The following is a 12,743-nucleotide window of genomic DNA, read 5'->3' on the forward strand; positions in this document are numbered from 1 at the left end:
TGCAAGTCTCGCTTGCCCTCGCTCATATCGTCCCATTTGCCCTCGCTCAAATCGATCCACTTGCTCTCGCTCGTATCTCGTGTTTCAAAACGCCATTCGCGACGTTCGAACCTGTTAATTCCATCGCTCGAGGGAGGCACACCCCCATCGCGTTTGTAACGGGGAATGGGTGGGTGGGGTCTGAGATTATCGACTGATTTGTCCGCATTCAGAGTTATTTGGGCTGATTTTACATCCGCGGCACTGGTGTGTACCAATACAGAACCCCCACACACATACAGCCTTACAAACGCGATGGGGGTGTGTCCCTCCCCCCATTATATGTGTTGTGTCTCGAGATACGGAGAACTACCAAACGCCTTCGTGAATCGAGACTATACCGACCCAACCAAGACCGTACTAACACGATTCCAAGGGAGCACAGTTCCAAGACCATAGTAACACAATTAGTATCAACTGGCTAGTCTAGAAACTAGTCTAGTTAGCTAGTCTAGAATAGCTAGACTAGAAGAAAGAAGAAGAGAGAAAAAGAGACCGAGAGACCGAGAGACCGAGAGAAGGATCAATCGAAACTGATGAAGAGACCGAGACGATGTCCAGATTAGGTCGAGTATCCTGAACAAGACTCCCGTTCTCTTCCGGTCAATCTCTCTTCTCTCTCATTCGTTGCTTTCGTCCTCGAGTCGCCGAGTGATGAATCGAAAGGGTAACCCGTTTCACGACCCGATCTTCGCTGAACGCGTATGAGCGAGGAGTTAGACGACCAGTCCACGGTCACTCATCAAACACCGCCAGCAGTTGCCGTCGTCGATGCCCAGACGCCGGGGAACGTCGGGACGATTGCACGAGGCATGAAGAACTTCGGATTCGAAGACCTCCTCCTCGTCGACCCGCCAGCACTCGACCGTGACGGCCCAGCGTACGGATTCGCAGGACACGCTCGAGACGACATTCTTCCGAACGCGAGTGAAGTAACGTTCGACCAGCTCGTCGAAAACTATCACACCATCGGCTGTACGGCAGTGACGAACGAAGACGACAACAGTCACATCCGTTTTCCGTTCTCGACTCCTGGCGAACTCGCAGATCGCCTCGAGACCATCGAGGGACCAACTGCACTCGTCTTTGGCCGTGAGCGTGTCGGACTTACAAACGAGGAACTCGCCCAAATCGACGAAATTTGTTCCATTCCGGCTGCCGAAGAGTACCCCGTTCTCAATCTCGGCCAGGCGGCGACGATCACGCTCTACGAACTCAGCTCACTCACACTCGCGAAGGGAGACACACAGCTTCCCGACCGCGAGCAGGTCCGAGCGCCACAGGAGACGGTCGATCGAGTGTACGACCAGTGGGACGCGCTTCTCACGGAACTCAATCATCCATCCGAAAAACACGACAAAACGATGCGGATGCTTCGTCGGATCCACGGTCGGGCGGATCTGACAGCGCGAGAAGCACACACGCTCCTCGGCGTACTTCGCCGAGCAACTGACCGCCCCGAAAAGCAGTAACAAAGTCGACAACCACTTTACCGACCGTCCATTCCTCGTATTCTCGCACCTCGTGGACACTGCGAGACGAACGGAACGAATACCACTACAATGATATATCAGTGGTAATCACTACTACTGGATGATCGAGGTCAATCGACGACACGCACTGTCTCTCGCCGCGGGTGGAATGCTGGCCCTCGCTGGGTGCTCGGAGTTAACCAGTTCCGACGATGAGGAATCGGACGGTGGGATCGAGGCCGACGGTGGATTACCGTCGTACGCGTCGATTCTCCCCGCCGGAGACTACTCGCCGTACGTCTATGGTGCGATCGATTTCGAGACGATGGCGACTATCATCGACGAGGAAGACACGACGGCTGGTGACGAACCGGACGATCCGCTCATCGGGAACCCGATCGTCGTCGCCGTCCTCAACTCGAGTGGGTTTTCTCACCTGGCTAACTCCCCAGGAGCGACCGCCTACAGCGACAACGACGAGACACCGACGGGCGAGGGTGCGCTCGTGTACGCGAACGGTGCTTTCGCAGTCGTCGGCGAGTACGATTACGACGGTCTCTACACCGACCTCGAGCAGGCGGGATACGACCTCGAGTCAGAATCGGATTCGTCAGCACTCTTTAGTGACGCCGAAACTGACGAAATCGTCGGGATCACCGACGACGTGTACGCCTTTTCGTACCCGAATCCGAACGACGACGAGTACGACGCACTCGAGGGAGTCGACAGACTCATCGAGACCGCAGCTGGTGAACGAGAGCCCAAACACGAAACCGACGACGACTTCGAGTGGCTGCTCCGGACGGGCGAAACGGGAGGGATCACGCTCGGTGTGTACACTGACGACGAGGCCCTTCCCGCCGAGACGATCGACGGCGAGCAACCGGCGGAAGACGAGGAGGGCCTCGAGTTCGAATTTGGAGCCTTCGAGGATGCGTCGGCCGTTCACCAACACCTCGCGGTCGAATCCGACGGCGCACACGCCAGTACGCTCGTGACGTACGCCGGGGAAGATTCACTGGACGGAGAGGGACTCGAGTCGGCACTCGGAACCGACTCAGACTCGACCGAGACTACGACCGACGACACCGCCGTGCGGGTCGACGGTGAGTACACGGGAGAGCTGACTGATTGAGTGCCAGACGGGCTCTTCCTAGCGATTTACTTTACGTCCGAGTCGTCGAGGACGACTACGAGCGGAGACGTTGAGTGCGAAACGGATAGTCCGTTGAGCACGATACGAACGAGGCCGTCAGACCCGAGGACTACCGCTTCGAACTCGAGGGTTAGCGCTCGTTGGGTAACTCACTCGAGTCGGATTCGGGGATGACTCCACCATCTGTTCTGGCTTTAGCGTGGGTTTCGGTGCTAGCTTCGACACGAGTTTTGGCAGTGGTTTCGACGTGCGTCTCAGGAAGTCCCCGATTTGGCTTGCCCGAACGCGCCGACACCAGGGCGGAGCGGATCGCGTTTCGCTTGATGACGAGAAAGCCCACAAGGATCGTGAGCAGTCCGACGATCGTAATCGAGTCGACGATCGAGCCGAGTACCAACCAACTGACGACGATCGCGACGGCAGGTTCGGCGTAGCCCACGAGGTTGACCTGCGTTGGTCCGCTTTGCTCGAGCAACTCGAAGTAGAGCAAGAACGCGAAGACGCCGGAGATAATCGTCAGGTACGCGTACGAGAGCAACGCTGTCGTCGTCAATTCGACGCCAGCCATCGACTCACCGCGAACGCCCGCCCAGGCGAACAGGACGCCGGCACCGATGAGCATCGCCCACGCCTGGAGCGTTTCGATCGGAAGTGCGGACTCGATCGGTCGGACGAGGACGCTCCCGAGCGCGAAGGTAATCGCAGCACCGAGGACGAGTATCGCCCCGTAGGTCATGTCGCCGTGGAGCGATGCCGGAGACGGTCGAACGACGAGGATTACACCCACCAGTCCGAGGACGAACCCGATAACGCTGAGTCCGTTAATTCGCTGATTCGGCAACAGGAGACTGGCGAAGACAACCGTCAGAATCGGGGCCGTACTGACGACCGTTGCGGCGACTGCTCCCGAGACGTAGAGCTCACCGAGGTACAAGAGCCCGTGGTAGAGACCGATCACGAAGACGCCCGCGATGGAGACGATGAGCCACTCACCGCGAGTCCGTGGGCGTATTCGGTCGGTTGCGACCACCGCATAGGCGAAGACGATCGCGCCCGCGACGAGGTAGCGAAAGCCGGCGAATAACAACGGTGGAACGTACTCGAGGCCGACTTCGATTGCGACGAACGAACTTCCCCAGCAGAGTGCGAGTATCGAAAAGAGCACCAGTTCTCGGTACTCAGATCGGCGGGAGAGTAGATGAGTCATATCCGATTCAGAATGGAGGGGTATATTTAGATCCTTCTACAAGCGCACTCTCTGAGCCGAATCAAGAACCACACATATGGATTACATCCGAATGTACTGCCACAGTGATGGACTGTGTTATAGATATATCCAAGTACGTCAGACGAAGGATATATTCGAACCGAACGATGAGTGTACTACATGGACGAGCGCGACGTGCGACTGCTGAAGGCAATTTCGGAACTCGAGACCGGGAGCCCGGAACGACTCCACGAAGCCACTGGAATCCCGGTCTCCACGATTCACTATCGGTTGAGCAACCTTCGGGAGGAGGGAATCATCACGAACGATCGCTACGAGATCGACCTCGAGGAACTCGGTCTCGGCGTGACGGTCCTCGTCGAGGTTCACGCCGATTATCAGGGCTCCTACGAGGAGTTCGCCGACCGACTGCTGACCGTCGAGGGCGTCACGAACGTCTACTTCACGATGGGGAAAACCGACTTCATCGTCCTTGCTCGACTGAGCGCCAGCGAGATGGTCGAACGACTGATCGCGGAGTTCGAACAGATCGAAGGCGTCGACCGGACCGATTCGACGTTCGTGATTTCAGCCATCGAAGAGCGGGACGCACTCCAGAGTTACGAGCTAGAGACGTTGCTCGAGGAACTCGCCGGTGAGTGAGCACGCTATTCGAATTCGCAGTTACGAAGGTGGCGACAAAATGCGTCTCGAGCGTTTTTCCAGACGGTCTACGTCCGTTTTTGAATCTCTTCACGCAGCAACTCGCTCACGAGGTCGCCGTCGGCCTTCCCTCGCAGCGCGCCCATACACTCGCCCATGAGTCCGGAGAACGCCTGCATTCCTTCGTCTGCGACCTGTGACTCGTTGCGTTCGACGACCTCGACGACGGCTTCCCGAACCTCCGTTTCGTCGACGCCGCCGAGTCCCGCCGCTTCAGCCGCCGCTTCGGCGGTTTGGTCTGGCTCTCGAGCCAGTTCGGAGAGTAGATCCGGCACTCCTTCGTTAGGGAGGTCGCCCTCTTCGGCCATCGAGAGCACGGCCTCGAGATGCCCGCGTTCGAGGTTCTCGACCGGCACGTCGTCTCGTCTGAGTTCGGTGAGCGTCGACTCGAGGGTGGTCGCGGCGAGCGTCGGATCGATGTTGTCGGCGACTACGTCCTCGAAGAGTGGCATCCGTCTGCCGTAGGCGACCTGTTCGGCCAGTCCGGCACCGAGGTCGTGCTCGTCTTGATACCGTTCGACCTTCTCGGTCAGGAGTTCCGGCTCTGGAACCTCGCTCGGGTCCGGTTCGACGGGTGGCACGTCCGTCTCGGGGTACATCCGCGCGGCACCGGGAAGTGGGCGCAGGTAACGGGTCGTCCCGTCGTCGTTCGCGCCGCGGGTCTCCTCGGGGACGCCCTCGAGGGCGGTCGTGGCGCGTTCGGCGGCGGCCTCGATTGCGGCTTTGGCGACGTCGGTGTCAGCAGCGACGATCGCGACGGCGTCTTCGGGACCGGCCCCGACGGCGTCGCGAAGCGCGTCGACTTCGTCCTCGGTCACGCCGTATGCCGGGAGTTCGTCCGTGTGGAAGATTCCGCCGGCGCCGTGGCGCTTGGCGTGGTCGGAGAGTTCGGTTCCGAGCCGACGATCGGGAGCGATCTCACGGCCGACGATCCCGTCGAAACCGTAGAGCGGGACGGCCATCACCGATCCACCGCTACTGAGTGCACCGGCGATGACGCCGCTGTCGGTTCCCTCGAAAACCTCGCTGACGTCCTGTTCCTCGCCGACGGCAGCCTCGCGTTCCTCGAGTTCCTCGCGAATGCCGACGAGTTCGGCCTGTCGACCGACCTCGTTGCGGACGATGTCGTCGATGTCGTCCAGACTCTGGACGCCCTTGATCTCGACGCGGGCCCCCTCCGCGATAGAGACGTTCACGTCCTGACGGATGGTTCCGAGCCCGCGTTTTACCTTGCCCGTCGAACGAAGCAGCATGCCGATTCGTTCGGCAGCCTCGAGCGCCTGTTCGGGAGAGGCGATGTCGGGCTTCGTGCCAATCTCGACGAGCGGAATCCCCAGCCGATCTAGGCTGTAGCGGACGCCGTCGTCGGTCTCCTCGACGCGCTGGGCGCTCTCTTCCTCGAGGAGGAGGTCTTCGATGCCGACGCTGCCCTCGCTGGTCTCGATCCCGCCGCCAGTTGCGATCAACGTCGAGCGCTGGAAACCTGACGTGTTCGAGCCGTCGACGACGAGCTTTCGCATGACGTTCGCCTGATCGACCGGGCGCATGTCCATTAGCTGGGCGATCTCGAGGACCGTCTCGAGAGCCTCTGCATCCAGTTCGTGTGGTGGCTCGTCGTCCTCTTCGACCAGACACGTCGAGTCGTACGCGAGGTACTCGAACTCGCGGTCGACCTTGCTCTCTTCTAAGGCGGCTTCATCGATCTCGCCCAGTTCGCTGCGCGTCGGGTGGAGATAGCGCGTGAACGTCCGCGACGACTCCTCGGGCTCGCGAAGCTCGGTCGGACACTGACAGAACAGCTTCGTCGCCGTCTCGAGTTGCTGGTGGATCTCCAGCCCGGCGACGAGTCCGAGCTCGTCGTAATCGTACTCGCTCATTAGCGGCCACTCGGAGGCGGAAGGGTAAAAAACCGTCCAGTTGCGTTCAGTCGTCGTCGGCCGCATTACTCACGTGCGCGCTCGCTCGAATCACGGTCGTCTCGTTCATCTCGCTCGCGCGATTGCCACCAGCTAATTGCGATAGTCGGCAGGAATAATAGAACGCCGACGCTCACGAAGAGCAGGACGATCGCAATTGTCTCGAGCATATTCTCTCTCGGAAAGCGTGACGGACAGTCGTAAATACACTTCGCGTCTCGCACATGCAAGCACTATCATTACCGGTCGATGTCGTGACAGAATTTAGTATGGTTAGACTCTCGACGATCGTCATCATCCTCGCGATCGTGCTCGCAATCGGTCTCATTCCGATCCCCGTCATCCCCGGAGTTGGACTTCTCGTCGGCATCTCGGGAATCATTCTCGGGATCATTCTTCGACTGATCGGCTGGTAAAGCCCCTCCCGAGCGTCCCGAGGGTGCAAACCGAGAACCCAGATTGATACCGCGCTCTGCAACTCTCTAATCGCTCGAGGACTCCGCCGAGGCGCCCGGACTCGAATCGTCTTCGGAAGTCGATCCGCTACTCGCGGACCCGGCGGTCCGACGCGAGTCGACCGCGTTCGTGTGTTCCTCGAGTGCGGCGTCGATGGACTCGAGAACGGTCTCTCGGGTTCCAGCAATCACTCGCTGGTGACTCGAGAACGTTTCGGGGGCCGTTTGCGACGCTGGATAGTCGCTACCAGATACGTCGTCTTCACGGGTGGCACTGACTCGACTGTCGGCTTCCCGAGGGTTGTTGACCCGTCCGTCGTCTCCGCTCGAGTCCGTCACGATCACGACCGAGTCGGCGACTGCATCGACCGTCTCGAGGAGTGCGCGCGACCCGGGCCCAACCGATTCGACGACGCGTTCGGTGACGACCGTGACGTCGGCAGTTCCGACTCGCTCCTCGAACGTCGGGTGTACGGCCGGCGATGGCGACTCGTAGGGGCCGATCTCGAGACACGCGAGGTCGTGTCGGCGCGCGATATCGGCGACTGTGCTCCCGCGGGTCACGGGACCGACGGTTACCGAGAAGTCGCGATTCGCTGTCTCGAGTCGCGAGACGACGCCCGCACTGACCTGTCCAGTCCCGAGGACGTGGACGGTGACGTTCGTGGCACCACCGTCGTTGTCGACTCTGCCGCCGTTGTTGGCTCTCTCATCGTTGTCCATTCCGCTCGAATTTGTCGCCTCGAGTCGGTCCGCAGTTCCGTCGGTAGTCGGTAGTGCCGTCACCTGTTCGGTCCCCGTAACGGGATTCTGCGTCACCGTTGCGCTCGCCTCGAAGACCGCGGAGAGCGTCTCACCCGTTAGTACGTCCTCCGGCGGCCCACTCCGGTAGACCGAGCCATCGGCGAGCAAGACGAGACGATCACAGTAGCGGGCGGCCAGATCGAGGTCGTGAATCGCCGCACAGACGGTCTGGCCGTCGTCGACGAGGTCGCGAACCAACTCGAGCGTCTCGACCTGATGGTTCACGTCGAGGCTCGCGGTCGGTTCGTCGAGCAACATAACGGGCGTCTCCTGTGCGATCGCTCGCGCGAGGACGACACGTTGGCGCTGGCCGCCGCTAATCTCGTCGATCGGTCGATCAGCCAACTCGGTCGTTCGCGTTCGCTCGAGCGCTCGTTCGACCGCAAGCCGGTCCTCGTCCGTGGGCGCGCTAAAGCGAGAGCGATGGGGGTGACGGCCCATGGCCACGACGTCGCGGACGGGGAAGGAAAACGAGAGCGACGTATCCTGGGGAACGACCGAGAGCAACCGACTCGAGGCCCTCGAAGAGGCGTCGTGGACGTCGGTTCCGTCGACCGTGATCGTCCCCGAATCCGGCTCGAGTGCGCTACTGATCGCTCGAAGGAGCGTCGTCTTCCCGGCTCCGTTGGGGCCGATGAAGCCGACGAACTCACCAGCGTCGACGGTGAGCGAGACGTCCTCGAGAACGGAGAGGTCGCCGAACGAGAGCGAACAGTTCTCGATCTCGATCGACGCGGATACTGGTGTCCGTCCGGAACTCGCGAATGGAAGCGAGTCGCGTTCCTCGGTCTCGAGGGGTTCCCAGTGGGTGTCGGTACTATCCGAGTTCGCGCCGGAAGTAAACGGATTCATACCGAGTGCACCTCCCGTCGCGTGAGCAAGAACAGGAAGAAGGGCGCGCCGAGTGCGGCCGTGATGATCCCCACGGGAACCACCGGCGTCTCGATCTGGATACCCAGTGGGAACGAGAGCGTTCCGAGTCGGGCGATCGTATCCGTTACGACCAGAAACGACGCCCCCGCGAGCGCACTGGTCGGCAGGAGGATTCGGTGATCCGGGCCGACGAGGAGTCGCATGATGTGGGGGACGACGAGGCCGACGAATCCGATGACGCCAGCGACGGCCACGCCCGCAGCGGTGACGATGCTCGCCAGTGCGAGCAAGAGGAGTTTGGTCCGTTCGACGTCGACGCCGAGGTGGTGGGCGTCTTCCTCCCCGAGGAGCAAGACGTTCATCTCTCGAGTGTAGGTAAGCAAGATGGCCACGCCGACGAGCGTCACCGGGAGGGCGAAGGCGACGTCGCTCCACGTACTGTTGCTCAGATGGCCCATCATCCAGACGACGGCCTGTCGAAGGTCGTCACCGCTGTGGACGAGCATGTAGGAGATCATCGCGCCGAGGAAGGCCTGAATCGCGACGCCCGCGAGGAGCAACGTTGCAACCGGCGTTCGCCCGCCTTCGGTCGCGATCGCGTAGACGAAAAAGGCCGTTCCCAGCGCACCGACGAACGCCGCGAGGTGGAGGCCACCGAACGGAATCAGTGCTGGGAAGGCGATGGCTGCGACGGCACCGGCGGCAGCACCCGACGAGACGCCGATTATCGAGGGGTCGGCGAGCGGATTGCGGAAGAATCCTTGCATCACCGTCCCGGCCGCGGCGAGCGAGAATCCGACGGTGGCTGCGAGGGCGATCCGCGGCAGGCGGACGTCGGTGACGATGATCTGATGGCTGTCGGGCACGTCGAAGCCGAACAGCGGACGGTACTCGAACGACGGGAACGGAATCGACCACCCGGTGACCGGAAGCCCGGACGACTCGAGGCTGGCCCCGACGGGAACGGCGAGCGCGTTGAGGACGGCCATCGAAACCGTGAGCGGGTCGATCCGGACCGAGCCAAGCGCCGCGCTGGCGACGATCGTGGCCACGAGGAGGGCGAACAACCCCATCGACCACGCGAGGAGCCGGCCCGGTCGGTACATACGTCACAACCACGATTGGATTAGCCAAATATTTGTTGAAGTGGCTCCAGAGTCGGAGGTATGCGACCTATCGCAGCACTCGTCGTGGCAGTGTTCGTTGCCACCGCAGCGTTCGCCCCGGCCGCCGCGGCCGGCGCTACTACACACGCCACACCCGAAACGAGCACCTCGGCGGGTGACGTCACACCGTCGATTCAGGACGATACCGTCTGTGAGTATCCCCTCGAGATGACCGACGCGACCGGTGAGACCGTCACGATCGACGAAGAACCGGAGGAAGTCGTCGCCTTACAGCCGAGTGACGCACAAACGACCTACGAAATCGGTGCCCAAGAGCAGGTCGTCGGCATGCCGATCGGCGAATTCACCGACTACCTCGACGTCGAAGATCACGCGACCGACATTACCGAAGACGACGGCGTGACGACCGACGCCGAACAGGTCATCGATCTCGATCCTGACGTGGTCGTCGCCGACGAAACGGCACTCAGCCAGGAGGGATTGATCGACCAACTCCGTGACGAGGCCGACCTGACCGTTTTCGTCGTCGAGGACGCCAACAGTATCGACGACGTCACCGAGAACGTCGCACTCACCGGGCAACTCGTCGGCGAGTGTGAGGGTGCAACCGACACGGTCGAGGAGATGGACGACCGACTCGAGGACGCCGAACCGGACATCGACGAGTCGCCGACGGCGTACTTCGCGATGGACGAAGAAGGCTACACGGCCGGTCCCGGCTCGTTCAACCACGACGTGCTCGAGGCGGCCGGATTCGAGAACATCGCCGAGGATGCTGGCGTCGAGGAGTGGGGCGAGATCGACCCGGAGATGGTGGTCGAAGCGGATCCTGACGTCATCATCTATCCCGACTATCAGGACGAGCCACCGATACCGGATGCCGTCGAGGCGACGACGGCGGCTGAAGAAGAAAACTTCGTTCCGGTCAACGACAACCTGATGAACCAGCCAGGGCCGATGATCGTCGAAACTGTCGAGGATCTCGCAGACGAAGCCGAGGCGCACGAATCGGACGCTGAGGGTGCCGACGACGCTGACGACGCTGACGACGGCGACGAAAGCGAACCGATCCCCGGCTTCGGCGTTCCCGCCGCGGTTGCCGCAGCCTTGCTCGCCGTCGGGTTCCTCGTTCGGTTCCGATAGGGAATCTCTCCCCACTGATTTTGAAAAGGGTTTACCGGTCGGACTGCCGAGATGAGTGTATGGTCGAGAACGTCATCTGGCCCGCCTATCTCGATGCGGCCCTTTCGCGGGCCGACGGGCGGCGCGTTTCACAGGAGCTCGCCGTCGAGGAACCGACGGTCGACGAAATCGCCAAGGCAGTCCAACAGATCGGCTACGACGCCTCGATCGAACGGGACAAAGCCTACTCTCGAGAGCACTGGGCCGACCGGGGTCGGGTCGTCGTTCGCGGTGCCGACGATTCGTCGAAGAACGACCTCGTTCAGGCCGTCGCGGCGTACGTCGTCGCGATGCGTGAGTAAGATGCGACGGGTTGGCTCCGTCGTCAGAACGGCACAGGGACTCGCCGTCCTCCGCGCGAGCGAACGGAGTGACGAGAACGCTGCGGGCGCTGGCGGCAACGCGTTTCGCGACGAAATCGGGACGATGGTCATCGACGACGACCTCGAGACCGTCGGTCGCGTCGTCGACGTGTTCGGACCCGTCGAGCAACCCTACGTTGCGGTGACACCGGAGGACGGCGTCCACCTGCCGTCGCTCGTCGGTTCGAAGCTCTACACACGCTAAGTGAGGTGAGTTCGCCGTACGCCTCCTCGAGCGGAGACGAAAACACCCATACCAGCAGGATACGAACGCCGGGCTATGAACCATCGGACTCGAGTCTCTGCCGCCGTCGGATTTACGGTGGCGCTCTTCCTCGCGATCCAGCTCGGGACGCTCGCGCTGGTCGAACCGTTTCAGGAAGCGGGACATCAGGCCGTCGACGACCCGGACGATCCGGCCAACAGCGCGTTCTACTTTGGAATTATTCTCGTCGCAACGGCGTTCATGCTCCTCACGTTCAAGTACAACGCAGACTGGCTTATCAGGGCCCTCATCGTCGGCGTCAGCGTGATGCTCGGGTGGTTCGTCTTCGCCGAACTCGTCCCGCCGGTGGTCACCGTCGCCTCGACTAACGTCCTCGCCGCACTCGGCGCACTCGCCGTCGGAGCAGCCCTGCTGGTCTATCCCGAGTGGTACGTCATCGACGCCACGGGTATCGTGTTGGGCGCTGGCGCGGCCGCCCTCTTTGGAATCAGCTTCGGTCTCCTGCCCGCCATCCTCTTGCTCTCGATTCTCGCCATCTACGACGCGATTAGCGTCTACCGAACCGAGCACATGCTCGACCTCGCGGAAGGCGTGATGGACCTCAAAATCCCCGTCGTCCTCGTCGTCCCCACGACGCTTTCCTACTCGTACCTCGAGGCTGGAAGCACCGAGGGGGTCACCGATGTCGAAGACGGGCATCCATCGGACGAACGCCACTCGACCGACGATGAGGATTCGGGTACCGCGGCCGAGACCGAACCAAACCCCGCCACCGAGTCCGAAGCGGACGCCGATCTCGACACCGAGACAGACGCCAATCTCGAGGCTGAAGGCGACTCCGATCTCGAGGTCGGAAGTGGCTCCGACGGCGACACTGACGCCGAGGAACTCTCCGCTGAAGAACGCGAACGCGACGCGCTGTTCATCGGCCTCGGCGACGCCGTGATTCCGACAATCCTCGTCGCGAGCGCCGCGTACTTCCTCGAGGCTGGAACGATCGACGTACCCGGACTCGCGCTGAACGTGCCTGCACTCGGCGCGATCATCGGAACGATCGCCGGCCTCCTGGTACTCATGTACATGGTGCTCAAGGGCCGACCCCACGCTGGCTTACCGTTGCTCAACGGGGGCGCAATCGGCGGCTACCTGCTCGGGGCGATCGCGAGCGGGCTATCGATTTCGACTGCGCTCGGATTCTGAG

The 12,743-nt window shown here is 61.4% G+C and carries 13 protein-coding genes; 8 read left to right on the plus strand and 5 right to left on the minus strand.

Annotated features, from left to right (window positions below; translation table 11 throughout):
• The first annotated feature begins 743 nt into the window (after positions 1-743).
• Both BLW62_RS00160 and BLW62_RS00165 read left to right on the plus strand, forming a co-directional pair.
• Positions 744-1,511 (plus strand): RNA methyltransferase, encoded by a 768-nt coding sequence (locus BLW62_RS00160; RefSeq protein ID WP_090503224.1) that lies wholly within the window; start codon positions 744-746, stop codon positions 1,509-1,511.
• Between the two features lie 121 nt (positions 1,512-1,632).
• Positions 1,633-2,646, plus strand: coding sequence for a hypothetical protein (locus BLW62_RS00165; protein ID WP_090503229.1), 1,014 nt, complete (start codon positions 1,633-1,635; stop codon positions 2,644-2,646).
• Between the two features lie 151 nt (positions 2,647-2,797).
• On the opposite strand, the gene BLW62_RS00170 is transcribed toward BLW62_RS00165, so the two are convergent.
• Positions 2,798-3,874: a DMT family transporter gene (locus tag BLW62_RS00170; RefSeq protein ID WP_175459646.1), complete on the minus strand. Its 1,077-nt coding sequence runs from the start codon at positions 3,872-3,874 to the stop codon at positions 2,798-2,800.
• Positions 3,875-4,054: 180 nt separating this feature from the next.
• Here BLW62_RS00170 and BLW62_RS00175 point away from each other — a divergent pair, with 180 nt between their 5' ends.
• Positions 4,055-4,537, plus strand: coding sequence for an Lrp/AsnC family transcriptional regulator (locus BLW62_RS00175; protein WP_090503233.1), 483 nt, complete (start codon positions 4,055-4,057; stop codon positions 4,535-4,537).
• A 68-nt stretch (positions 4,538-4,605) separates the two neighbouring features.
• Here the strand turns inward: BLW62_RS00175 and gatE are convergent, their stop codons facing one another.
• Both gatE and BLW62_RS18420 read right to left on the minus strand, forming a co-directional pair.
• A complete protein-coding gene (gatE, locus tag BLW62_RS00180; protein WP_090506360.1) occupies positions 4,606-6,474 on the minus strand; it encodes a Glu-tRNA(Gln) amidotransferase subunit GatE in 1,869 nt (622 codons plus the stop codon).
• 65 nt (positions 6,475-6,539) lie between these two features.
• Positions 6,540-6,683 (minus strand): hypothetical protein, encoded by a 144-nt coding sequence (locus BLW62_RS18420; protein WP_175459647.1) that lies wholly within the window; start codon positions 6,681-6,683, stop codon positions 6,540-6,542.
• A gap of 99 nt (positions 6,684-6,782) precedes the next feature.
• On the opposite strand from BLW62_RS18420, the gene BLW62_RS18425 reads away from it, so the two are divergent.
• Entirely contained in the window at positions 6,783-6,929 is a 147-nt protein-coding gene (locus BLW62_RS18425; protein ID WP_168170929.1) for a hypothetical protein, read from the plus strand.
• Positions 6,930-6,995: 66 nt separating this feature from the next.
• Here BLW62_RS18425 and BLW62_RS00185 read toward each other — a convergent pair whose 3' ends face one another.
• Positions 6,996-8,624, minus strand: coding sequence for a heme ABC transporter ATP-binding protein (locus BLW62_RS00185; RefSeq protein ID WP_090503237.1), 1,629 nt, complete (start codon positions 8,622-8,624; stop codon positions 6,996-6,998).
• The gene (gene btuC, locus BLW62_RS00190) at positions 8,621-9,751 is read right to left on the minus strand and encodes a vitamin B12 ABC transporter permease BtuC (protein WP_090503241.1); all 1,131 of its coding nucleotides are present in this window, start codon (positions 9,749-9,751) and stop codon (positions 8,621-8,623) included. The genes BLW62_RS00185 and btuC overlap by 4 nt, the downstream gene beginning before the upstream one ends.
• A gap of 60 nt (positions 9,752-9,811) precedes the next feature.
• Between btuC and BLW62_RS00195 the strand changes: the two genes are divergently transcribed.
• The 4 genes from BLW62_RS00195 to BLW62_RS00210 all read left to right on the plus strand — a co-directional run bounded on the left by BLW62_RS00195 (position 9,812) and on the right by BLW62_RS00210 (position 12,742).
• Complete coding sequence (locus BLW62_RS00195) at positions 9,812-10,915, plus strand: PGF-CTERM-anchored ABC transporter substrate-binding protein (protein ID WP_076577806.1); 1,104 nt, start codon at positions 9,812-9,814, stop codon at positions 10,913-10,915.
• A 59-nt stretch (positions 10,916-10,974) separates the two neighbouring features.
• Positions 10,975-11,256, plus strand: a complete 282-nt coding sequence (srp19, locus tag BLW62_RS00200; protein ID WP_076577808.1) for a signal recognition particle subunit SRP19 — start codon at positions 10,975-10,977, stop codon at positions 11,254-11,256.
• A gap of 1 nt (position 11,257) precedes the next feature.
• Entirely contained in the window at positions 11,258-11,521 is a 264-nt protein-coding gene (locus tag BLW62_RS00205; RefSeq protein ID WP_090503245.1) for an H/ACA ribonucleoprotein complex subunit GAR1, read from the plus strand.
• Between the two features lie 75 nt (positions 11,522-11,596).
• Positions 11,597-12,742 carry a presenilin family intramembrane aspartyl protease PSH gene (locus BLW62_RS00210; RefSeq protein ID WP_090503251.1) on the plus strand — a complete coding sequence of 382 codons (1,146 nt, stop codon included), beginning with the start codon at positions 11,597-11,599 and terminating at the stop codon, positions 12,740-12,742.
• Position 12,743 lies beyond the last annotated feature (1 nt).

It is taken from the genome of Natronorubrum sediminis, assembly GCF_900108095.1.
GTDB classification, from domain to species: domain Archaea; phylum Halobacteriota; class Halobacteria; order Halobacteriales; family Natrialbaceae; genus Natronorubrum; species Natronorubrum sediminis.

Coding starts and splice junctions, on each gene's coding strand:
- BLW62_RS00160 (WP_090503224.1), top strand. CDS start 744: ATGAGCGAGGAGTTAGACGACCAGTCCACGGTCACTCATCAAACACCG.
- BLW62_RS00175 (WP_090503233.1), top strand. CDS start 4,055: ATGGACGAGCGCGACGTGCGACTGCTGAAGGCAATTTCGGAACTCGAG.
- BLW62_RS00195 (WP_076577806.1), top strand. CDS start 9,812: ATGCGACCTATCGCAGCACTCGTCGTGGCAGTGTTCGTTGCCACCGCA.
- BLW62_RS00165 (WP_090503229.1), top strand. CDS start 1,633: ATGATCGAGGTCAATCGACGACACGCACTGTCTCTCGCCGCGGGTGGA.
- gatE (WP_090506360.1), bottom strand. CDS start 6,474: ATGAGCGAGTACGATTACGACGAGCTCGGACTCGTCGCCGGGCTGGAG.
- BLW62_RS18425 (WP_168170929.1), top strand. CDS start 6,783: ATGGTTAGACTCTCGACGATCGTCATCATCCTCGCGATCGTGCTCGCA.
- BLW62_RS00185 (WP_090503237.1), bottom strand. CDS start 8,624: ATGAATCCGTTTACTTCCGGCGCGAACTCGGATAGTACCGACACCCAC.
- BLW62_RS00210 (WP_090503251.1), top strand. CDS start 11,597: ATGAACCATCGGACTCGAGTCTCTGCCGCCGTCGGATTTACGGTGGCG.
- BLW62_RS00205 (WP_090503245.1), top strand. CDS start 11,258: ATGCGACGGGTTGGCTCCGTCGTCAGAACGGCACAGGGACTCGCCGTC.
- BLW62_RS00170 (WP_175459646.1), bottom strand. CDS start 3,874: ATGACTCATCTACTCTCCCGCCGATCTGAGTACCGAGAACTGGTGCTC.
- srp19 (WP_076577808.1), top strand. CDS start 10,975: ATGGTCGAGAACGTCATCTGGCCCGCCTATCTCGATGCGGCCCTTTCG.
- btuC (WP_090503241.1), bottom strand. CDS start 9,751: ATGTACCGACCGGGCCGGCTCCTCGCGTGGTCGATGGGGTTGTTCGCC.
- BLW62_RS18420 (WP_175459647.1), bottom strand. CDS start 6,683: ATGCTCGAGACAATTGCGATCGTCCTGCTCTTCGTGAGCGTCGGCGTT.